15 protein-coding genes and 1 tRNA gene are annotated in these 21,868 nt (G+C 35.4%); 7 read left to right on the top strand and 9 right to left on the bottom strand.

What is annotated here, in order from left to right; genetic code table 11:
- Together RHTP_RS00260 and RHTP_RS00265 are read right to left on the bottom strand one after the other, a co-directional pair.
- A complete protein-coding gene (locus RHTP_RS00260; RefSeq protein WP_138106044.1) occupies positions 1-3,339 on the bottom strand; it encodes a UvrD-helicase domain-containing protein in 3,339 nt (1,112 codons plus the stop codon).
- Entirely contained in the window at positions 3,336-6,428 is a 3,093-nt protein-coding gene (locus RHTP_RS00265; protein WP_138106045.1) for an exodeoxyribonuclease V subunit gamma, read from the bottom strand. Before RHTP_RS00265 ends, RHTP_RS00260 begins: the two co-directional genes overlap by 4 nt.
- 71 nt (positions 6,429-6,499) lie before the next feature.
- On the opposite strand from RHTP_RS00265, the gene RHTP_RS00270 reads away from it, so the two are divergent.
- Positions 6,500-8,179, top strand: coding sequence for an MFS transporter (locus RHTP_RS00270; RefSeq protein WP_138106046.1), 1,680 nt, complete (start codon positions 6,500-6,502; stop codon positions 8,177-8,179).
- Positions 8,180-8,537: 358 nt separating this feature from the next.
- On the opposite strand, the gene rpsT is transcribed toward RHTP_RS00270, so the two are convergent.
- Entirely contained in the window at positions 8,538-8,831 is a 294-nt protein-coding gene (gene rpsT / locus RHTP_RS00275) for a 30S ribosomal protein S20 (RefSeq protein WP_138106047.1), read from the bottom strand.
- A 419-nt stretch (positions 8,832-9,250) separates the two neighbouring features.
- On the opposite strand from rpsT, the gene RHTP_RS00280 reads away from it, so the two are divergent.
- Both RHTP_RS00280 and RHTP_RS00285 read left to right on the top strand, forming a co-directional pair.
- The gene (locus RHTP_RS00280) at positions 9,251-10,915 is read left to right on the top strand and encodes an RNA polymerase sigma factor (RefSeq protein ID WP_138106048.1); all 1,665 of its coding nucleotides are present in this window, start codon (positions 9,251-9,253) and stop codon (positions 10,913-10,915) included.
- A gap of 1 nt (position 10,916) precedes the next feature.
- A complete protein-coding gene (locus tag RHTP_RS00285) occupies positions 10,917-13,016 on the top strand; it encodes an ATP-dependent DNA helicase (protein WP_138106049.1) in 2,100 nt (699 codons plus the stop codon).
- A 7-nt stretch (positions 13,017-13,023) separates the two neighbouring features.
- Here the strand turns inward: RHTP_RS00285 and RHTP_RS00290 are convergent, their stop codons facing one another.
- The 3 genes from RHTP_RS00290 to RHTP_RS00300 are packed head-to-tail and all read right to left on the bottom strand — an operon-like array spanning position 13,024 to position 14,235.
- Positions 13,024-13,350 carry a hypothetical protein gene (locus tag RHTP_RS00290; protein WP_138106050.1) on the bottom strand — a complete coding sequence of 109 codons (327 nt, stop codon included), beginning with the start codon at positions 13,348-13,350 and terminating at the stop codon, positions 13,024-13,026.
- Positions 13,351-13,376: 26 nt separating this feature from the next.
- Positions 13,377-13,898, bottom strand: coding sequence for a hypothetical protein (locus RHTP_RS00295; protein WP_138106051.1), 522 nt, complete (start codon positions 13,896-13,898; stop codon positions 13,377-13,379).
- A 34-nt stretch (positions 13,899-13,932) separates the two neighbouring features.
- Positions 13,933-14,235 carry a hypothetical protein gene (locus tag RHTP_RS00300; protein WP_138106052.1) on the bottom strand — a complete coding sequence of 101 codons (303 nt, stop codon included), beginning with the start codon at positions 14,233-14,235 and terminating at the stop codon, positions 13,933-13,935.
- A gap of 623 nt (positions 14,236-14,858) precedes the next feature.
- Between RHTP_RS00300 and RHTP_RS00305 the strand changes: the two genes are divergently transcribed.
- A complete protein-coding gene (locus RHTP_RS00305; RefSeq protein ID WP_138106053.1) occupies positions 14,859-15,296 on the top strand; it encodes a hypothetical protein in 438 nt (145 codons plus the stop codon).
- Between the two features lie 55 nt (positions 15,297-15,351).
- Here RHTP_RS00305 and RHTP_RS00310 read toward each other — a convergent pair.
- A tRNA-Ala gene (locus RHTP_RS00310) sits at positions 15,352-15,424 on the bottom strand.
- A gap of 46 nt (positions 15,425-15,470) precedes the next feature.
- Positions 15,471-18,008, bottom strand: coding sequence for a hypothetical protein (locus tag RHTP_RS00315; protein WP_138106054.1), 2,538 nt, complete (start codon positions 18,006-18,008; stop codon positions 15,471-15,473).
- 153 nt (positions 18,009-18,161) lie between these two features.
- Between RHTP_RS00315 and RHTP_RS00320 the strand changes: the two genes are divergently transcribed.
- From RHTP_RS00320 to RHTP_RS00330, 3 genes are all read left to right on the top strand, one after another.
- Positions 18,162-19,343 carry an amino acid aminotransferase gene (locus tag RHTP_RS00320; RefSeq protein WP_171005677.1) on the top strand — a complete coding sequence of 394 codons (1,182 nt, stop codon included), beginning with the start codon at positions 18,162-18,164 and terminating at the stop codon, positions 19,341-19,343.
- On the top strand, positions 19,331-20,470 hold the full coding sequence (locus RHTP_RS00325; protein ID WP_138106056.1) for a rod shape-determining protein MreC: 1,140 nt from the start codon (positions 19,331-19,333) through the stop codon (positions 20,468-20,470). The genes RHTP_RS00320 and RHTP_RS00325 overlap by 13 nt, the downstream gene beginning before the upstream one ends.
- Positions 20,471-20,557: 87 nt before the next feature.
- Complete coding sequence (locus RHTP_RS00330; protein WP_138106057.1) at positions 20,558-20,758, top strand: hypothetical protein; 201 nt, start codon at positions 20,558-20,560, stop codon at positions 20,756-20,758.
- Between the two features lie 29 nt (positions 20,759-20,787).
- On the opposite strand, the gene RHTP_RS00335 is transcribed toward RHTP_RS00330, so the two are convergent.
- Positions 20,788-21,849, bottom strand: a complete 1,062-nt coding sequence (locus RHTP_RS00335) for a CDP-glycerol glycerophosphotransferase family protein (RefSeq protein WP_138106058.1) — start codon at positions 21,847-21,849, stop codon at positions 20,788-20,790.
- Between the last annotated feature and the right edge of the window lie 19 nt (positions 21,850-21,868).

The raw sequence follows: 21,868 nt of genomic DNA on the forward strand, positions 1-21,868 counted from the left end.
CTATTCCATAAAGGTGGGATAAAAGTGATAGAATTTTTTGCCTCGGATGAAGTAATAAATGGCTCCTCCAAATACAGCTTCAAAAGGACTGAGATCAAAGAGTTGTATATGTTTCTTAAGGGCTGTAGCATAAATAGATGCTTGCAAAAGATAATTACAGCGATTCATTTCTGTGATTAGCTCTTCTTCAGAATAATGGGTTTCATCAGGACCTAGATAGTTGGTTTTCCAATCAAGTAGATAGTATTTTCCCTGGTATTCAAAACACAGATCGATGAAGCCTTTCATCATCCCTTCTTTAATCGGAAAGACAAATTCCATTTCTTGTTGCATTTGATCAGAGGTTAATTCAGAGAGGGAAAGAGAGATCTGATCGATGAGAAGAGGTTCTTTTAAAATAGATAGGATTGCTTGTTCAATCACTTGTTGCCAATCTTTTAATAAAGTGTTTTGTAGAAGGGAATGGATCAGCAAAGAAATTTTATGAGAATCTATCGGACAGTGATAGTGTAGTTTAAAGCACTGTTCTAAAATATGGTGAATGATATTTCCTGTTTCAGCTCCAAGCGGCATGCTGCAGAGAGTATTTTGCTCTATAAAGGAATGAGTCTGTTTTTCTTGTTTTTTTTCTAATTGCGCTATGGAAGTGAAAGAGAGCCAATGTTCAGAAGAGATGTTCAATAAGATTCCTTCTGGCTCTATTAGAATGGGAGGTACTGTTTTTGAAGAAGGTGGTAGAGACTCTATCTGCGTACAAAGGGAATAGGTAATATTAGGTTGCAATTCAGAAATAATCGATGCAATAGAATCTTGTGTTATTGTAGGGATCAGAGTGTAAGCTTTTTGCCAATTTGTCTCTTGAAATAACCAATTGCTTAAGAATAATTCGATAGGAGATGCTTCTGCTAATTGTATTTGTATTTGCAACTGATCTAAAATAACAGGAATATACAAATGATATTTTGCACGTGTAAGAGCAACATATAATTGGCGCATTTTTTCTGCATCGGCTTCTTCTAAAGCAAGCTGGCATCTAGGATCTTCTAGATCAGAAGGAATGAGTTGATCTTTGATCGCGATGTAGTCTGGTGTTTTTTGACGAGAAGCTAAGACAAGAGCAAATACGGCATCAAATTCTAAACCCTTACTCATGAAAATAGTCATTACACGCACACTATCTTCTTCTTGTTGAGAAGGGGTTGCAAAGCGACCCTCTTCTAAGGTGTTTTGTATATCGTTTAAAGCTCTAAGCAGTGAAATTCCTTGGTAACCTTGCATTTCTTGTTCAATGAGCATTTCTGCTAGTATAGTTAAATCTAAATAAAGCTCTGTTTGCTTAGAAGAGAGAAGCTTTTGTAAAACAGAGATATCTGGATCAAAATAAGTATGCAATAGAGAGTGAAAAAAACAGCTAAAGCCTTTTTCTTCCCAAATGGTTTTAAGGGCCTGGAAATGGATCTTTGCCAGGCCAAAACAAGGATGTTTCCAGTCTTGGATTAATTGCTGCTCTGTCCATCCAATGATTGGTGTTCCAAGAGCGGTTTTTATTTTGCTTGAATCTGTGGGATCTAATACAGCTGTTAAAATTTCTTTAAAGCCAAAGTAAGCATTTGACTGAGTAAGGGCTACCCCTCGTTTAAAGTTAGAAGCAATCCCTTGGCTGCTCAGAAAAGAAACCATTCTAGCTGCTTGATAACGATCTTTAACTAAAATAGCGATCTTGGATTTTGGAGTATGATAATGGATTTGTAATTGCTTAATTTCTTGAGCAATGAAGGCAAATAGCTGTTGGTTTTCCGTAGAGATTGTTGGCCACCTTGCTCTTTTACGATAAGTGGCTTTTGCTACAAATAGATGCACAGGAGCTGTTACATAAGGGAGATTTAAATTAATGGGGTGAACAGAATGTACGTCTAAATAAGATTGTAGCTCAGGGATGGGCATCCAGCTGTTGGTTTTTGTTAAAAGTTTATTTAGCACTTCAATCAGAGAAAAAGAGCTTCGATAATTTGTATTTAGGTAACGCAAATGATCTTTACCTATGATTTTAGCTGCGGATAAATATGTGTATAGATCTGCTTTTCTAAAGGCGTAGATGGATTGTTTGGGATCTCCTACAAGGCAAAAGGTCTGCATTTTTGGTGTGAATAGTTGATGAAATAGTTGCCATTGAGTTTTATCTGTGTCTTGGAATTCATCGATGATAACTGCTTGAAATTTATTTTGTATCTGTTCTTTGAGTTCAGGATGCTCAATGAGTGCTTGATGAACTCTGCTAACAATTGTATCAGGAAAGTACAGATCTGCTTTTTGTAAAAGCAACTGAGATTTTGCCTGGCATAAAGCGCAGAGTCTTAGGAAATTTTTTTTGGGATCTTTGGCTTGTTGTAAAAGAGGCAAAGAATAGTTTTGTAGTTCTTTAAATAGATCTGCATACGTAAAGACAGCTGCTTTAGCACGTATTTTACGATTTGATTCGGTTATTTTTTCTAGGAAAGAATTCTTCGTGAGCAGAGCATCAAACTCTTCTAGGCTGCAAGTTTTTGTTTCTAGAATTCTTCCCCAGACTTCAGCTTCTTTTAGATAGTTTTTATCGGTCATCTGCTTATAAACAGCGGATAGTTGTTGGATCTCTTCTACAAACTTAAAACTACACACAGAGGATAACGAAGGGAGCACAGAGAGAAATTGTTGGTATAACTCGATAAAGGAGGGAAAAGGATCTAGTTTTCTATCCTCTTTGGTCACTTGCATTAAATGATTTAATAAATGTTCAGGATTAAACTTGTATTGAGAGAGTAAGAAATGCACTTGATTAGGGCTATACAAAGGACTTTTCATCTCTGTGCGCAGAACTTGTTTTACAGCGTATTGCAAAGTGGATAAATAGGCGTGTTCATCAGGATCATTAAGATTAAAACCATTTTGGGTTTCAAAGGCAAATTCCTGGATCAGTTTATAACAAAAGCTATGCAATGTATAAATAGAAGCATTATCAAAAAAGATCAGAGCAGACTCTATTCTTTCTTGCGCTTGTAAAAGCGCAGCATTGCCTTTTTCCAGAATAGCTTTTAGGTAATCGAGATCTGAGCTTTTCTCTCGGATATTCTTATAAAGGCGTTGTAGATTCTGGCGGATGCGCCGTTTTAATTCACGAGTTGCTTCTCTAGTAAAAGTGACTACTAGAATTTGTTCTATAGCAATGGGATCTTTTGCTTCAAGAATGAGTCTGGCAACTAGATGCTCAATTGCAAACGTTTTTCCTGTACCAGCAGAGGCTTCCAGAAAGTGAGGGCCAAATATAGGAAGATTACGATCGAGGATATCAAATTCTTTCATAGAGAGCCAATGAGTTCAAAAAACACATTTTTGAATATAGGGGTCCAGTAGTTCCAAGTTTTTTGAGCATCAAAATAAAATCCACGACGCTCTAACCACTTTTCATAAGCATCTTGTATTCTTGCTGAATTTGGGCAAAGATCATTTGTAAGAACTTTTTCAAAATCGCTTTGAGTTCCTAAAAGCAAGGTTTTAGCCCAAGTTGTTTTCAGAGGAGAGATAGTTTGACGAGCGTGAAAAAAATAGCCCAGGTATTTTTGCATAGATGAAATAGGGTCTTTGATTTCCAGAGATAAATAAGAGCTGTCTTTCAAAGAAAGCAAGGAGGCTTTTAAGTTCATTTGTGGTTGTAGGATCAGATAAATCAGATAAACAGGCCATATGTGAATCAAACCCTCTAAATGATTAGACCCTTTAGAAATAAGACCTTTTGTCGATAGATCTGTTAAAGTCCCAGTGATATGGATCTTTTGATTTTCAAAAGACAGCTCAATAGCAGGAGCTATCCAATTGCCACATTTGAGCTGCTCTATTTTCCTACATCTCGAAGATAGGCTGACACAGAAAAGAGAGCCTAGCTGTAGATCAAATCGAGAGAAGGTTTCTTGCATTTGCGCTACTTCCTCATGTAATTTTTTCAGAGTAAGATCTTTAAACAAACCCATAGGAAGTTTTCCTTGTGCTTCTAATTGCACAAGCAATTCATGTAAAGGTTTTGTGCGTACTTCCTTAGTGAAAATGGCTTTTTGATAGTTAGAAAATAAAAAATCACCATCAGGTTCTTCTTTTTCTAAGAATATCTGAAAGACATCCTGACAGAAAAACCGAATAGGATTTTTGGCTAATTTGTACAGCTGTTTTACATCAATTGTCGGAATCATTACAGGTTGTGTCTGATCTTGTACAAGAAAAGGCTTATTTTGTGAGCTAGGAAAATAATAAGACATAGCTGCTTGATAATCGGTTTGCGATTTTTTTATCTGAGAGCTTTCTTGAAAGTAGATAGAGTCAAAAGGCAGGTTTGGGTGATCGGTGATCTGCAGAGCTACGCAGGCTTGCAGTTCTTCGATAAGAAAAGAAAATCCTTTGGGTTTTTGATCTTTAGAATCTATTCTCTCATAGCTGAATAGAAGATGCTTTTGAGCAGAAAAGAGTGCTTCTAGTAATAAATAACGATCTTGTTCTGCACATGTAGGGATATGATCTGATCCCAGGTTTTGAGCTAGTTCTGATAAAGAAGAGCTTTGGAGCATGCGAGGAATGAGCTCTTCATCCATTCCTAATATCCAAATCACTTGGGAAGGATAGATACAGCCCTCTTGCAGGGAGCGAAAGTGGATCTGTCTTAAATGTTGTGTTTTTTGAAGTTTGGTTTTTTTATGAAGTAAACGATCCATAATACGTTCTATGCTCTCATAACTACGCAAAAGAGGGAAATGTTGAGACCTTTTCTGTAATTGTTTGATTTCTTGTAAAAACCCATCGTTTTCTACATCAAAATACTTCAATAAAAGGGTTTCTATATAGAGCAACCACGATCCAATAGTCATTTTTTCAGATTGCAAGGACGATAGGTCTTGTTGTAGAGATGCAAATACACATAAAAAATCAGAAAAAAGCTCTATATCGGTAAGAGCAATCACATCTATGGGCCAAGAGGATTCTAAAGGGGCTAGAGTAACAATGCCTAATAAAAGACGAGAGATACCAGCATCCCAATTAAAAGTTTCCCCTTCTTGACGAATGGAGGCTGCTTCTAACCATTGCTTAATTTGTTTGGACTGACCAGAGATCCAACCCTGTTTTGCACAAAAGATTGTTTCATCTAGTAAAGCATAAATAGAATTTAGAGAAAAATTTTCATCTAATACTTTCTTTAATAGAAGAAATCCATGAGTAGCTCCATTAGAAAAAATAGGTAAATTTTCTATGGTATAGGGAAGTTGATGATTTGCAAAAATCATTTCGATATAAGGAGCATATATTGTTATATCAGGAGCTAATACGATAACTTGATCAAGTGTAATAGAGGTTTTTTGTATAAGAGTTATGAGAGTGTCAAAAAGAACTTCTATTTCTCTAAGTTTTGTAGGGGCACTATGTAATTGCAGTGAAGAATCAGCTTGGGAGATGGGCTCTGTGCGTTCAAAGCAAAGAATCTGTTCTTGCAGTTTTTGTAGGTTGTTATTTTCTTTTTTTAATTCGTAGATTTCTGTACTTGTTAAAGAGAAGAGATCAAGACTTTTTAAGAGCGCTCTTCCTAGTTTACCCCAATTAGCCAATAGAGGATGCGCTGCTGCATCGTAATGATTTAGTTCTTCTCTTTTCTCAATGCTGATTCCTCTTTGGGCTAGTTTTTTTCGTAAATAGGATCTTTCGCGATCTGTGTGAACGTCTTCCCAAAAAAGCTCACAAGGAGAAAAAAAATAAAAAAGAGCACTTGTTTGTTTGAGTATATGTAAATAAGAAAGAGGAAGAAAAGAAAACCCAAATACAAAAATGGATCTATTCTGTGGTTGCAAAAATCTAGCAGCTTCTAGGGGATAAGTCCAGTTGAAATGAGAAGAAAATATTTGATTCCATAATGTTTGTTGCCAACCTGGTTCCTTAACCCAGGTAGATAAAAAATGCAGTCCATAAGTACCGTATTCTTCGAATATATTAGACAAATGATCACTAAGACCTATGATTCTTTTACTTCTTTTAGATCCCTCTTCACAAGCAATATAGGAATAGAGTTTGCTCATTTCCTCTTTTTGCCAAGATTGTTCGATGATCTCTTCTAATGCCAGAGAAATTTCTATAGAATCCGGTATTTTTTTTCCAAAAGGCAGTAGCCATTCATTGGTAGCCTGCTTTAAAGAAAGAAATTGTATGCCTGTAACAATTCCTAATTCTTTTGCAAAAAAGTCAATGAGATAGTCCTTAATAGGCTGACTAGGTGTAATAATAATTTTTTTACTAAAAGGGTGAATAGAAGAAACAATTAAATCTTGTTTTAATTTATCGGCAAGTCTTTCTATATCTTGGCTAAATGTACAGTGTAGAGTAGTTGAAGGACAAGAGATCTCTTCTTTACAAGATTTCATTCTCGCTCTCTTTTGTTGAGCTTGTTATAGTGGATGGGAAGAATCCATTTTAATCTTAGTATACTATTTTTATGCGTTTTAGACAGCTTTTTAAAAGGATCCCCTCTTTTTCCAAAACAGGCCGTTGTTCTTTAGCTTGTTTAAATGTGGCTCAAGCGCTAGGGGTTGTGAATGATAATATTTTTAAATTCACAATGGTGTTCTTGCTGATTGAAACTTTAGGAGCTGCGGAAGCAAGTTCTATTCTCTCAGCAACAGGCGCCATTTATGTAATCCCTTTTTTACTTTTTTCTTCTTATGCAGGGATTTTAGCAGATCGCTTAAGCAAACAGAAGTTGCTTGTTTTTATGAAAGGAATAGAGGTTCTTGCCATGGGTATCGCCATTGTTGCTTTTGCAGCAAAAGCTCCTTGGCTCTGTTATAGCCTTTTATTTATTTTAGCTATTCACAGTGCTGTAATGAGTCCTTCTAAATACGGGATGATTCCAGAGCTTGTTTCTCAACATGTGGTTCCTCGAGCAAATGGATTAATCACTTCAACATCCTATCTTGCTATTATTTTCGGTACTTTTTTAGCTTCTTTTTTAACAGAAAAGACCCATAGTCAATTTACTTGGGTTGCATGCATTTGTTTCATGATTGCGATAGGAGGTTTTTTTGCTGCTTTAGGCATTAAGAAAACACCGGAGCAAGCGACAAAAGTAAAGGCTCATCCTTTTTTTTTAAAAGAAATTTACTATACTTTGAAAATTGCCTCTTTGACACCTCATTTAGTCACAGCCATCTTTAGTTCAGCATTTTTTTTATTCGTGGGCGCTTTTACACAACTTAATGTCATTCCTTTTGCCATCCAAACCTTGCATTTAAGCGATATTGCAGGAGGGTATTTGTTTTTAGTTTCTGCTTTAGGCATTGCTGCAGGAGCTTTTTTAGCAGGAAAGCTTTCTCGATATAAAACGGCTTTAGGACTTTCTTGTGTGGCCTGTTTGGGTATTGCCATTAATTTTTTCTTCTTATCGATTACAAAAAGTTTACCTCTTGTTGTTATCTCTCTGATTTTAATTGGTGCATTTGGAGGATTGTTTGCTGTGCCTTTTGACACATTTATTCAACTCAATAGCAAAGATGAAAGAAGAGGACAAATGATTGCAGCTGCTAACTTTTTTAGCTTCACAGGAGTATTTATTGCTTCTCTTCTTCTTTATATATTTAGTCAATTTTTAGAGCTCTCTTCTGCTAATGGCTTTGCTGCTGTTGCTGCGCTTACCCTTCTGGTTTTTTTGATATTAGTCTCTCGATTATCTGAATTTTTCTTTTCCCTTTTAGCAAAAATATTCTTTTTTTTCTCTTCTCCGTGTCGCATGGAGCTTTCTTCTTTGGAGGCAAACTTTTCCGCAATATTGATTTTAGAAAAAGCTTCTTTTCGCAAAGCCTTTTTTTTAGCAGCTGAATTTCCTATGATGCATTTTCTTTTTCCTTCTAATAGATCTAAACAACCTTGGTATTGTCGCTTTGTATATTCTCTGCATGCAGCCCCTAAAGGGTTAGATACACAAGAGCTGATTGCTTATGCGCAAACGCAACTTCTTCCAGAAAGACCCATTTGTTTATTTTTTAGAAAAACTTTTCAAATCTCTACATCGACTATATATGGATGGATTGAGCTATTTCAAACCGAACCTCTGGTCTTTTTTGTCCGCTTTTATAAAGAAAAGACGGGTTGGGTTTGCAAATTAGAAAAAAAAGATTAATTTTTTTTAAGTTTGCTTATCATAGAAGTCTAAAAATTAAGAGGTAAAAATGCTGACTTTGAGTCTGTAGAAGGTTTGTTTCACATCAAACATCAACATCCTCGTATCATATTATTAGAAGACATTCTGCGTGAAGTCGATGGTAAATACGTCCATTCAGATAAGAGAGTTCTCTTTAAATTTTGTGTATTTTTGTTGCTGAAAAACCTATATGTGAAGCCTGTTATAAAACCAGGAAAACGCTTATCGCTTTTTAGCTTTAGTTTTGAGGCAAAAAAAAGAACTCCGGCCATATATGACCGGATTTTTGTATCTTTGGAGGATAGGAAATAATTTAAACTAAAATAAAGTATTTATTTTACACAGAAGCTTTTTTAGCTGCTGTGCTTAGGCGAGCCTTAAGACGGCTGGCTTTATTGATTTTAAATACCCCTTTTTTAACTCCTTTATCCATTAAGCTATAAACTTCATTGAGTTTTTCTTGAATGGAGGAAGCATCTTTTTGAGAAAGAGCTTCTTTCAAAGATCTTGAGGCACTACCCACTCTTGCTTTAAGTGCGCGATTGCATAGATTGCGCTTTTTGCTTTGTATATTGCGTTTTTCTGCACTAGGACGCTTTACTACCTGCTTGTCTTTTTTTTCATTTGCCATAAGTTTTCCTTTGGACTTAAAGATGGAAGAAATATAACCTAAAGGAGCATAATTCGTCAAAATGCTTTTAAGGTAAACTTTCAGATAAAATTTATTTTATGATAGGTTGTGGGTAATAATTGCTGCTTTAAGCCGCTTAATCGATAGTAGCATTTTAAAGTCGCCTCTATCTTAAACAAAAGCGCAAAAAGAGTTCTATAGAAAAAGTTTTCCTGTTAAAAAAATTATACAAACTTTTATCTTATTGGGGATAACGCAGGTAGTCTACTTTTAAAAAAAAAATTTACAGTTTTAATAGAAAAAGTAGACTTTTGATGTTAAACAATTTTATAAGGGGATAATAAATATAGAGTAGCTTGACAATAAGAAAGATTATTATCAAAATCGATTCATAATTTACTTAAATTAATTAGAGTCACATGTCAAAAGGGTCATTTAATAATTTGTTTACACAACAGCATCAACAAAAAGTCGAAGAACTTGTCGCTATAGCTAAAGAGCAAGGGTATATCACGTACGAGGAAATTAATGAAATTTTGCCTATGACGTTCGATTCTGCTGAACAGATCGACCAGGTTTTAATTTTCTTAAGCGGTATGGATATTCAAATCCTTAATCAAGTTGAAGTAGAAAGACAAAAAGAGCGAAAAAAAGAAGCAAAGGAACTGGAAGGATTACCTAAGAGGTCTGAGACAACCTCCGATGACCCAGTACGTATGTACCTGAAAGAGATGGGATCGGTTCCCCTACTGACCAGAGAAGAAGAGGTTGAAATTTCTAAGCGGATTGAGAAAGCGCAAATTCAAATAGAAAAAATTATTATGCGTTTTCGTTATTCAACGCGTGAGACCATCTCCATTGCTAACTATCTCATTTCCTCTAAAGAGCGTTTCGATAAGATTATCTCAGAGAAAGAAGTAGAGGACAAAAACAATTATGTAATCGTGCTTCCTAAGCTATGCATGTTGCTTAGACAAGAAGATCAAATCTTAGAAAATCTTTTGCGTGAACTCTTTAGTACAGAAGAGAAAAAAATCGATAAAGTAAAACTCGCAGAAGAAATCGAAAAGTGCCGTATTCGAACTCAAGCTTATTTGAGACGAATGCACTTTCGTCACAATATCATTGAAGATTTTGGCGAGGTGATCCTTAACGCTTATGAGCGATTTCTCATATTGGAAAAAGAGATTCAGGAATTGATTCCTCGGGCAGAGAAAAATAAGTTTGCTGCAGGGAAGTTGCGTGCGATAAGGCGTAAATTATTAAATCGTGAATTAGCTGCAGGACGCACGTTAGACGAGTTTAAAAAAGATGTTCGCATGTTGCAGCGTTGGATGGATAAGAGTCAAGAAGCCAAAAGAGAGATGGTAGAATCCAATTTGCGCTTGGTGATTTCTATTGCTAAAAAATATACCAACCGCGGTTTGTCCTTTTTGGATTTGATCCAAGAAGGAAATATGGGGTTGATGAAAGCTGTAGAAAAATTTGAATATCGACGTGGTTATAAATTTTCTACTTATGCTACTTGGTGGATTCGTCAAGCTGTAACTCGCGCAATCGCTGATCAGGCAAGAACCATCCGTATTCCTGTGCATATGATAGAAACAATTAATAAGGTTTTACGCGGAGCTAAAAAGCTCATGATGGAGACAGGTCGAGAGCCTACTCCTGAGGAGCTCGCTGTAGAACTGGGTATAACTCCTGAGCGTGTGCGTGAAATTTATAAAATCGCCCAACATCCTATTTCTCTACAAGCAGAGGTGGGAGATGGAGGAGAAAGCCAATTTGGAGATTTTCTAGAAGATACAGCTATTGAATCACCAGCTGAAGCAACGGGCTATGCGATTTTAAAAGATAAAATTAATGAAGTGCTTGCTACTTTGACGGATCGAGAGCGCACGGTATTAATGGAACGTTTTGGTCTTATTGATGGCAAACCCAAAACCTTAGAAGAAGTAGGGGTACGTTTTAAGGTTACCAGAGAGCGTGTCAGACAAATCGAAGCAAAAGCGCTACGTAAAATGCGTCATCCTACGCGTGCTAAACAATTGCAGGCTTTCTTGGATCTATTGGAAGAGGAATAAATTGTTCATTCGCTCTGCTGAGCAATTTTTTGAAGCTGTTTTTTCTAAAGGAGGGCCATTACAAAAACTGCCTAGATTTGAAATTCGAACTGGGCAAAAAGAAATGGCTCTTTTGATTCACAATGCCTATCAATCTCAAGAAATTGCTTGTATTGAAGCAGGAACCGGTACCGGCAAAAGCTTAGCATACCTATTGCCAGCAATCTATTGGGCTATTCAGCACAAAAAACGCACTGTGATTTCTACTCATACTATTGCACTACAAGAGCAGTTGATGAGTAAGGATATCCCTTTTTTACTCAAAGCCTTGCAGATCGATCTAAAAGTTTCTTTAGCAAAAGGGATGAATAATTACCTATGTTTAAAGAAACTAAAAATATTAGAAGAACAAATTTTGTTCTTTCCTGAACAAGAGATCAGACTGTTGCAAGCCTCACTTAAAACAGCTGAGGAAGGCACTCGTTCAGAAATGCCGTTTAAAGTTTCCCAGCCCATTTGGGATAAAGTATCGGCAGAAAGAGACAGCTGTGATCACATTAGGTGTCCTCACTACAAGGAATGCTATTTTTTCAAAGCTCGCAAGCAAGCCCTAGAATCACAGCTTATTATTGTTAACCATCATCTTTTATTAGCTGACTATAAATCTAGATTACAGCAAGTCAAAGACTCTCCTCTTCCTCCTTATGAATATCTGATCGTCGATGAGGCACACCATTTAGAATTAATTGCTCTACAAAGCAGTGCGCAGCGATTAGATAAGCGCTATCTTTTATATCTTTTATCTCGTTTATTTTCAGAAACCCAACCAGATAGCTCTTTGTGTAGACTGATTAGAAAAGATCTTTTAGGGCTGAATCGGTACTCTTTAGAGCTCCAGCAAAAAATAGAAGTTGATATACTCGGGCAAAAAAAAGTTTGTAGTTTGCAAATAGAGCAGGTTTTTACACATGATTGTTTTAGTAAAATAGATGCTAAATATCGCATTACAGATGCCTTTAGACAAACCTCTATTTGGGAGGAAGAGATCCTGCCATCTCTTTGTATGCTAGCAAAAGAGCTCATGGGACTTGCTGTTATCGTTCAGGGTTTAAAGCAAGAGTTAGATCAATACTCGGAAGAAAAGATCCATACACATGCACTAGAGTTGCATTCTCTTAAAAACCGTTTAGAAGAAGAGAGTAAAAAAATTTCTCTATTTTGTGTACATGATCCAAGCGCAAAAAGAGTACAATGGCTAGAAAGAACAGCTCAGAGTTTCACTTATGTAGATGCAAATCTAGATGTAGCTCTTTTTTTGGGTAAGCAATTTTTTACTCCTTTACATGCAGCTGTTTTATGTAGTGCAACGCTTACTACTCAAAATAGCTTTTCTTTTGTAAAACGCACCTTAGGGCTAGATCAAATAGATAAGGTAGTTCAGGAAAAGATCTATCCTTCTCCTTTTTCTTTTGATACCCAAGCGCTTTTTTTGGTTCCCAAGGATATCCCTCTGCCCTCAGATCCGGACTTTTTGTTACATATTGTGCAAGCAATAGAAGAAATAATAGCGATTACTCAAGGGAGTGTATTTGTGCTATTTACCTCTTTTGAGATGCTACACGATTGTTTTCAAAGATTGCAGAGCTCCTATCCCCTACTTAAACAAGGGGATCTTCCTCGGCATATGTTGCTTGAAAAGTTTAAACAAACCCCAGGACAAGTGTTGCTAGCTACAGACTCTTTTTGGGAGGGGGTTGATGTTCCAGGAGATGCGCTAAAATGTGTGATAATTGTAAAACTTCCGTTTGCTGTTCCTTCTGATCCTTTACATGAGGCCTATATAGAAGCGATGAAACAAGATGGCAAAAACCCTTTTTTGGAATACAGTGTGCCTCAAGCTATTATTCAGTTTAAACAAGGTTTTGGAAGGCTGCTTAGATCACAGCAAGATAGAGGGTGCATAGTATGCTTAGATCATCGTCTCTTAAGTAAATCCTATGGTAAGCTTTTCTTAAAGAGTCTTCCTTCTTGCAAAAATTACTTTGGCTCAAAAGAAGAGGTGTATGAACAAATGAGAGTTTTTTATAAGAATGAAAGAAATATCGAGATCTCTACTCGATAATTAATTCTTAAGAGACTTCACTTAAGACTTTAGATATATTTTTTTGGATAAGGGAGCATGGAGAGAAGCTAACATGACAATCTTCTCCTTTTGTATAAGGATTTACTATTTCATACAGTCTTGTTGCGGATACAGAAGGGTCTACTGCTAAGATAGCTAGATTAGGATCGTAAATAATGTGTTTTCCTTCCTCTGTTTTGATATAGACCATTGCATGCGCTGGCTCAGGACAAGTTTCTACACTATAAACGTCATTTGGTAAATCATTTGCAAAATTCTCAAAGTCCGCTTTCTCTGTTTTGAATGTGTAAAAATCCATTTTATTTTTATTCATATCTATTAAAAATCCAAAAAATTTTGCTATGGAAGGGTTTTTTTTAATGCCAGTTCTAATCTCAAGTTTTCTCCGTCTATATGTAATTTTTCGATTTTTCTATTGGTTTTTAACGTCTCTTCTGTAAGCTTTACTGTCCAGGCTTTTTGTTCTTTAGGCGTCATTTTTTTACGTTTTTTTTTAAAAGATTTAAGTTTATATTTGCTATAGTTCAATCTTTTTTTTGTTTTAGCAAGCTGTCTATTTAAGTTTTTTAGTTGTGGATTTTTTTTGATGAGATATTTACACATAGCGCTATAGAGGATGTGTCCAAGTTCAGCCTTATCTGGAGCTCCGTCTTTATAACGAGTAACAAAAATTTCTAATCCAGGTTTTACTGAATTTATACTCATAAGATAGTTAGAAATAAAATCAAAACTCATTCCTAAACAGTATCCACTTGACTCCATTTCTAATTTGCAAAGCTTATCTTTAAAGAAATGAATATTTTCTACTTGTGTTTGCATCAATTGATCGACAGCATCATCTCCATATATATTTCTTAGCATCCCCTCTTTGTTAACAATATAGGGCTTATTGAATTTACGTGAGGAATTCAAAGAAAAATCGAGGATTTCGTTTCCAATCCTTAGATAAGTAAAAAAAATTTTTTACTTTTCTGTTCTGATAGTTGGCAAGAGATTCATAATAACGAGCCGTAGAAGAACCCACAACTTTATAGCAATAAGAGATAATCTGATAAAAAAGCGCTAGACATAATCTACTTATGGAGTCTACAGCAACTCGAATAAACTTATAGTTCTTATTGCAGAAAGCTCCAGGGATCGTTTCTGGGAAACGTTTTGTATCTGATTGGTCTTTAATAATAGGTGTTATAGTTATCATATCAGGTTTTTTAATTAATTTATTAATTATACTAACAATCAGATTTAATTTATATTAAAATAATAATCATTTTTTATATATTAAAATTAAAAGAAACATATAAATAAATACAAGGTCAAAGATTACTTTGAAAGTATTCTTAAGAGTAGTTCGTTTGTTTTTTTGAGAAAAAAGCTAACAGAACAATTTTTATCTCTTAGATAAGGCTCTGTTTTTTAATAAAGAACTTCTCTATTTAATACGTTGCTTAGAATCCCATCTATCGGAAAAATCTTCTAAAATCAGCTGTGTTAATGACAAAACTGCACGCGGCTAGTCGTCTTCTAAAGAGGAACTGAAAAAAATACCGTTGATTGAAATTTAACCGTTTTTTGCAAGAAGCCCCTCTTTAGTTTAAATATCCTCAAATATATTGAGAGAATAGACGTTACTGTCAATCTTTTGTAAGAAAAAGAAGTTAATATTTCTTACATGAAGGCTAACAGTAAACTTCTTATCTTTTATTATTTAATTCAAAAAAGTACACTATAGGGGCTATTGGGATCGCTTTTTAGCGGTTTTTTCTAGACAGGTTTTGAGTATTTTAAAACCTTATACGCTACAACTGTAATAAGGAGAAGTAAATGAAAAAATATATGATTCTAGCTTGTACTATGGCTTGTCTGTCTATTTTTGCAAATGATACGATTAATCTCCGAGAAACATCTTCTGAAGATGTGAGGATTGTTAATTTCTGTGATTTAACAGAAAATGATCTAGGAGAGATTGCACTTCATCCCGATAAGATCATTGAGTTCTTAGCCAACACTACTTTACCTATTAGCTGCTATTTAAAAGGGGACTTGATTCATTTAAGTCAAAATGAGGAAAAGTGGGGAACAATAGAAATAAAACAAACCTTTTATGCTAAATGCACAGGTGAAGAATTGCTTTTTAGTTCTGATTTAACTGAGTGGAAACCTTTATTAGAATTCATTGCAGGCAAGGCATCTGTTGCCTTAAACGTTCAAGATGGGCAAACATCCCTTGTAATTGGGACGGAAACAAGTAGGCGTCTATAGGGTTCAAGACTTAAATTGAGCTTAGAAACTTTTCTGTTTTTAGGCTCATCATATATGGAGCGTAGCGGAATCGAACCGCTGACCTCAACAATGCCATTGTTGCGCTCTACCAATTGAGCTAACGCCCCTTAGAACTCTTAAGATACTACGGTTTCTGACTATTTTCAAGCTAGATTAAATCTCTAAAGTTTTAGCAGCTTCCTTCCAGCATTGCATAAATAGATTGTTTTCTCCTTGGGTAGCATCTATCCATAAATTTTGCATTTTTTTAGCTACAGCTCTCGTATCATCTTCAGGCATTTCTTCATTCCAGTAGTTAGCGAAAACTATTGCATTGGTAAAGATTTTTTCTAGAGTAAAGATATTGTATTTATGGGATTCTTTGCGAAAAATTGCAATTTCCTGTTGGACTTTAGGCTCAAAAAAACAGGGAACTAATGCATGGTATTTTGGATGAAAACCATAAAGAAAGATACTTTTAGCTATTATATAAGGCATGATTTCAGGGGATGTAGATATAAATTCTTTTCTTTCTTCTTCTTGCATATTTTTTAGGATTTCTTCTATCAAAAATGATCTTCCTTCAAAAATAGGATCGATTTGGGAAATCAATTGAAGGTGTTTTTGCAGCGCGCTTGTATCTTCAAAGGAAAATCTTTGGATGCTTTGCAACTGGTTATTTAACCAGGAACATTTAGGTTTATTTTGGGACATCCATACAGGTATAACTTTTTGAATAGTGTTCAAATAACGTTTTAAATATTGCGTAAGTAATATGCTAATGCGGTAGGTATTATATACGTGATAAGACTGGCTTTCTAGATGACTTTCTAAAGCGTCAAAAGTGAGATGATAAAGAGGTAAAAGTAAGGGATGCTGTTTACTCAGACGATGTATATTGAAAATATGACCGATATGAATGATTAGAGACTCTTGGTTATTTTTTAAGTTAAGTATCTTGGAGATATATTCAGGAAAGCTTGCATCAGAAGCATAGATGTTTTGTGTGTTTTGTAAATGAGGCCATAATAAGTTAGAGTGTGTGTTTATGAATAACAGAGTAGTTTCTAGATAGTCTTTTAGTAGATGTGGGTGGCTTTGAGTAATCGAGCAGATGTTACACATATGGCAGTATAAATCTTCTTGTTTGCTATCTAATAGTTCGTAAGTTTCATGATAAAGACTTGTTAATTCAGAATTGTTTTGTAAAATGAAGTAACTACTGTAGGTATGATTAATATAGAATAGAAGAGAGATTTCTTTATTTGTTTCTATCCATTTATTGACCGTAGAAACATACTCGTTTAAAGAAGTGGGTTTGTTTTTACAGATATTTTTTATATTCTCTAGATGTAAATAGAATAGGCTAGAGTACGTATTTTGTAAAAATAGAGTCGTTTTAAGATAAGTTTCTAACAAATCGGAGTTCTTTTGAGAGATAAAGTAGGTGTTGCAATTATGCGCTATTTTCCCTTGGTAGTTTCTCAAGTTTTGGCAAGTTACAAGGTACGTGTCCAAAAGCGTTGGATGTAATTGAGAGAGATATGTTACATTATGCATGCTGTAGATAACACATGCCACATCTTGGTCATTTTCCGTGTTATAGACGTTTTGCATATAATTTCTGAGATATAGACATAAATGGCAGGTATTTTGAAAATGCGGCTCTAATAGTTCTTTGTTAAAATGATAGATAGAGTGCATTTTTTGAAAATGCGAAGCTAATAGATCAGTGTTATTTGTATAATTAATATTATAAATTCCATGAATATAGCGTTCTAATAGATGGGTATTTTCTAAATAAAGAATCATGTCCAAATAAGCTTTTAGAGTATGCGGTTGTAGCTTGCAAATTGTTTGGGTATTTTGCTGATGAGCATCTAGTGCGGTGCCCTTTCTTATGATGTAACTAATGTGGATATAAAGCTTTAATAGCGTTGGGTCGTCTTTTAAACTAAATGAGATATTTAGATAGTCTTCTAAGAACTGTAGTGGAATGCTATTAATATTGTTGAGATGCGCTTCCAAAATCTGTGTATCTGAACAAATAAGATGGTTAATGGTAAGATGAGACCCTAGCATAAGTGGCTTAAAATTACAGAGGTTGTACATGCTCTGTAAGTGGTATTCTGCCAGCTCTTTTTTTAGATTCCAAATATGACTGGTAGTTGCAAGGAAAAGCCCTTGAAGAGATCTATTTGTTTTAAAGTTTTGATAGCAGGTAAAAGCACCACAGATCTGTTTTGAGAGATCCTTATCTGGGCTGTTTTTACATTTTTTTACCGTTCTAAGATAGATTTCTAAAAGCGGTGTACTTGACTTGAGTTCCTTTGCTTTTTGAATGGTTTGCAAGTGAGTTTTTAGCAGTTCTGGGTATTCATTTGCAATCTGATAGATTTCAAGTAAATCAGGGGAGATATTTTTTACCTCTTGTGCAAGATCGATATAGGTTTTAGTTAGAGAGGGGTTTTTTTCTAAAACGATGCAGATGTTGGTAAGATGGACTTCTAAAAGAGGAGAATTTTCTTCAGATATACAGAGGTCATTGATTTTTTTTAGGTGAGGTTGCAAATAATCTTGCTCTAAATAGTGCCATATGCGTTCTGTGCAAAATTGGATAAACACTTCTGTAGCGTTATATACCCAATCTTTAATTGTTAAGGCTCTATCTGCAAATGATGGTCGAGTGTAAAAATGGGAAGTAATTTTCATATAGGAAACTAGCCTTTTATAGAAAGAGATAAAAAACTTTATTTGAATATTTAATTTTGATCAAATTAAATAGAATGTTTTAGATAAAAACCTTGTTTTTATTGTATTTTCAAAAACGCTCTTGTGCATACAATGCAAAAAAAGGAGCAGAACATGGGGGTATTCGATCAAGTACCACTATTACCACCCGACTCAATTTTTCAGTTAAAGACTAGCTTTCAAGCAGATATACGTAAAAATAAAGTAGACTTAGGAGTGGGTGTTTACAAAAATGAAGATCTGCTCACAGTAGTTTTATCCAGCGTTGAAAACGCAGAAAAATATCTATTGAAAAATGAAAAAACAAAGACTTATCTTCCGATTGAAGGAGATCCTTTTTTTCTTGAAACAGTAGGACAATTGGTATTTGGTGCTGATTTTTTTGCTGCTCATCAAGAAAGGTTAGCTGCCATACAAGCAATTGGAGGAGCAGGGGCTCTGAAGTTAGCAGGGGCTTTTTTAAAACAAGAAATGCCTTCTAAGATTTATGTCTCCAACCCCACCTGGCCCAATCATCAAGGAATTTTCATGAATTGTGGCTTAGAGGTTTGTTCCTATCCTTATTATGATAAAGTTAATCACTGCATAGAGTTTGAAAAACTCATCCAATTTCTCTCTCTCATTGAAGAAAAAAGCATCTTAGTACTACACGCTTGCTGTCATAATCCAACAGGGATGGATTTAAACCTCGCCCAATCCAAGATCTTACTTAAAGTGTGCCAAGATAAGAAAATCATTCCTTTATTTGACTGCGCTTACCTAGGATTAGGAGAATCCATAGAAAAAGATCGTGCGATGATCAGAATGTTTGCAGAAGAAGGAATGGAAATGCTTGTTGCCTTTTCCTGTTCTAAAAACTTTGGCCTCTATGCAGAAAGAGTAGGAGCTTTATGGGTTCTTGTGGAAAATGGTTCTGTCAAAAAAAATATTATGAGCCAGTTGAAAAGGACTGTACGTACTAGTTATTCTAATCCGCCTAAGCATGGCGCGCAAATTGTCGCGCATATTTTAAGTAGCGACTTAAAAAAAGAGTGGGAATTAGAGCTTTTTTCTATGCGCAAAAGAATGCATCAAATGCGCCATTCTTTATGTGCTTGTTTAAAAAAACATACCTATTTGAAAAAAGGATTAGGAATGTTTGGATTAAGCGGACTGAATAACTTTCAAGTTAAACAATTGCAAGAAGAATATGCGATCTATATGACAGCAAATGGTAGAATGAATTTCTGCGGCTTAAATGCAGGCAATATAGAATATGTAGCACAATCTTTATTAGATGTTATATGCGGAAAATAGATTATCGTTCTTATATATTTCTCACTGGAATTTTTTTTGTACTATTTTCTTTTTCTCCAGACAAATCTCTTATATTGCGCCAGATGACAATCAGTGCTTTTTCCTGTTTTTGGGATCGCATCTATTTATTAACCCACCCTCTCAATCTTTCCACACCATCTGCTGCAAAACAAGAAATAGAAACGCTTAAGCAAGATAACTATTTACTTCGTTTGCAAGTTGATCATATTCAAGAGTGGCTTTTATCAGAAGAGCGCATACACGAACAAATGGATTTACTCAAGTCTATGAGCAATTTAGGCTCTCAAGAAAGTGAAAAGCTGTTCTTACAGCGTCGTTGCCAAGAAATTAGGAAAGTTTTGCAGCTAAAAGCTAGAGCGATTCCTGCTAAGGTTATCTTTCGTGAGCCTGGAAGTTGGAGTAACTATATTTGGATAAATGTAGGAGAAGCCGATAATAAGCATCTGCAAGAAGTAGTGATTGCTAAAAATAGTCCTGTTCTCGTCGGTAATTCTGTGGTAGGAGTGATTGATCTCATCCATAAAACACAAAGTCGTGTACGCTTAATTACCGATAATCGTCTTACCGTTGCAGTAAGAGCTGCTAGAGGCAAACAGCAAGATCATTTTTTGCTAGAACAACTCAATGCCTTAATTTTTTCCTTGGAAAAAAGCACTAATAGTACTTGCTCTCATGAAATGCAAGAAGCCATTTCAGCGCTTACTCGTCTCAAAGCTCAATTTACTCCTGTGAATCAGAATATGTATTTAGCCAAAGGCGAATTGCAGGGAACAGGGCGCCCGTTATGGCGCTCCTGTGGATCTTTCTTAAAGGGAACGGGATTTAATTACGATTTTTCAGACAAAGAAGGACCTGCTAGAGATTTACGTTCTGGTCTTACCTATGAAAAAGATTCTAAGCTATCCTCTGTTGCTTTGTTAAACGTTGGAGATCTTTTAATCACAACCGGATTAGATGGTGTTTTCCCTGCAGGTCTGCATGTTGGGGTGGTTTTCAAAGTGGATATTCTACAAGAAGGTCAGTGTTTTTATCATTTAGAAGCTATGGCAACAGCAGGAAGTTTTGATGAGCTCAATTTTGTATGTGTTCTTCCTGCCTTGAAATAGATATAATCCTTCTTTAATTTTCAAGAAAAAATATTGCAAAAAAAGTAAAAATTATTAAAACTTCCAGGCAATGAGGGTCAAGGTACTATGCCTTGCATTGGAGAAAAAGTCTTAAAAATAGGGAGCTTAGGTATTATGAAAAATAGCATTTGGTTTTTACTAGCGGCTGTGGTTTCTTTACATGGTGTGGCATTTGCAGAAGATGATAATAGTGAGCCTTCCGGTACAGAGATTGTTTCACAAGAACAAGATAAAAAAGATAAAAATCCTGTAGAGCAATTTTCATAGTGTAGATAGTTAAAAAAGAATGCCACCAGTTATATCTGGTGGTCTTTAATCTCATCTAATGCGTGAAAAATGGTTTTTTTGAGCTCTTTAAGACATGAGCAAGAGGCAAAAGCATATTGATATACCTTTTCTCTAATAGGTGTAAGCTCTTGTTGCGTCTGGTCTATTAGAGAGTAAATGTGGGAGTAGTTCTGAGGCGAAATAGCTAAGCCACAGCGAAAGAGGTAGGTGCTTAGAGGTTCTTTTAGATCATTCTGATTTAAAAAAAACATAGGTCGGTTTACATGTAAAAAATCATAACCAATAGAAGAGCGATCGCCAATGTATAGATCGCAATGATTCAATAAAGGATAAATAGGTATTGGATCTGAAATAAAATACACACCGGGAAGGTTTTTGCATTTTTCCTCTAACTCCTCTACAAGAAAGAGATTTTGTAACCTCAAATTAGGATGGGGTTTAATGAGCAGTGTGTATTTGGCCGGTTTTTGTTCAATCAGAAAATCAATCACTGAAAAAAATGAGCTGGATTTTTCATAGTCTTGCCAAGTAGGTGCGTATAGGATGTTTTTTTTCTGCTTTAGGGAAATTTTTTTTGCCACATAGGCATCATACCAGGCTTTATGTTGCATATAGAATTGATAGCGGAAATTACCTGTGATCACATAGGGTTTTCTCAACTTGTGACGGTTAAAAAAATCAATCATTTGTTGTCCGTATACTAAAAGCAAATTTTCTTGGCACAGCGCTTCTGCATAAGGCTTTATATTTCCTTTATCAGAGTTTCCATGAGGACACCAAATGGGATGGATTTTTTTTTTAGAAAGCAATTCTGCAAGGAAGAGAAGCTCGTTGAGCACAATACGCGAAAAGCAAGAAAACACAAATCGATAATTTTTTATTAGAAAAAAAGGAAGCTCTAAACAATCAACATAGAGCGCATCCACAAAAGGGTAGACTTCTCGTACTTGCTTTAAGAGTAGCTCCTCTGTAACAATTAAAGGGATCCCTAAAATAGCACATAAAGGAGCCAAATGATCCAGATGATGAGTCCCTGGCCCATAAATGAGACCGGCAGAAGAAGGAGGCATGTTTTTATCCTTAAGATAG

It is taken from the genome of Candidatus Rhabdochlamydia sp. T3358, assembly GCF_901000775.1.
GTDB lineage: Bacteria > Chlamydiota > Chlamydiia > Chlamydiales > Rhabdochlamydiaceae > Rhabdochlamydia.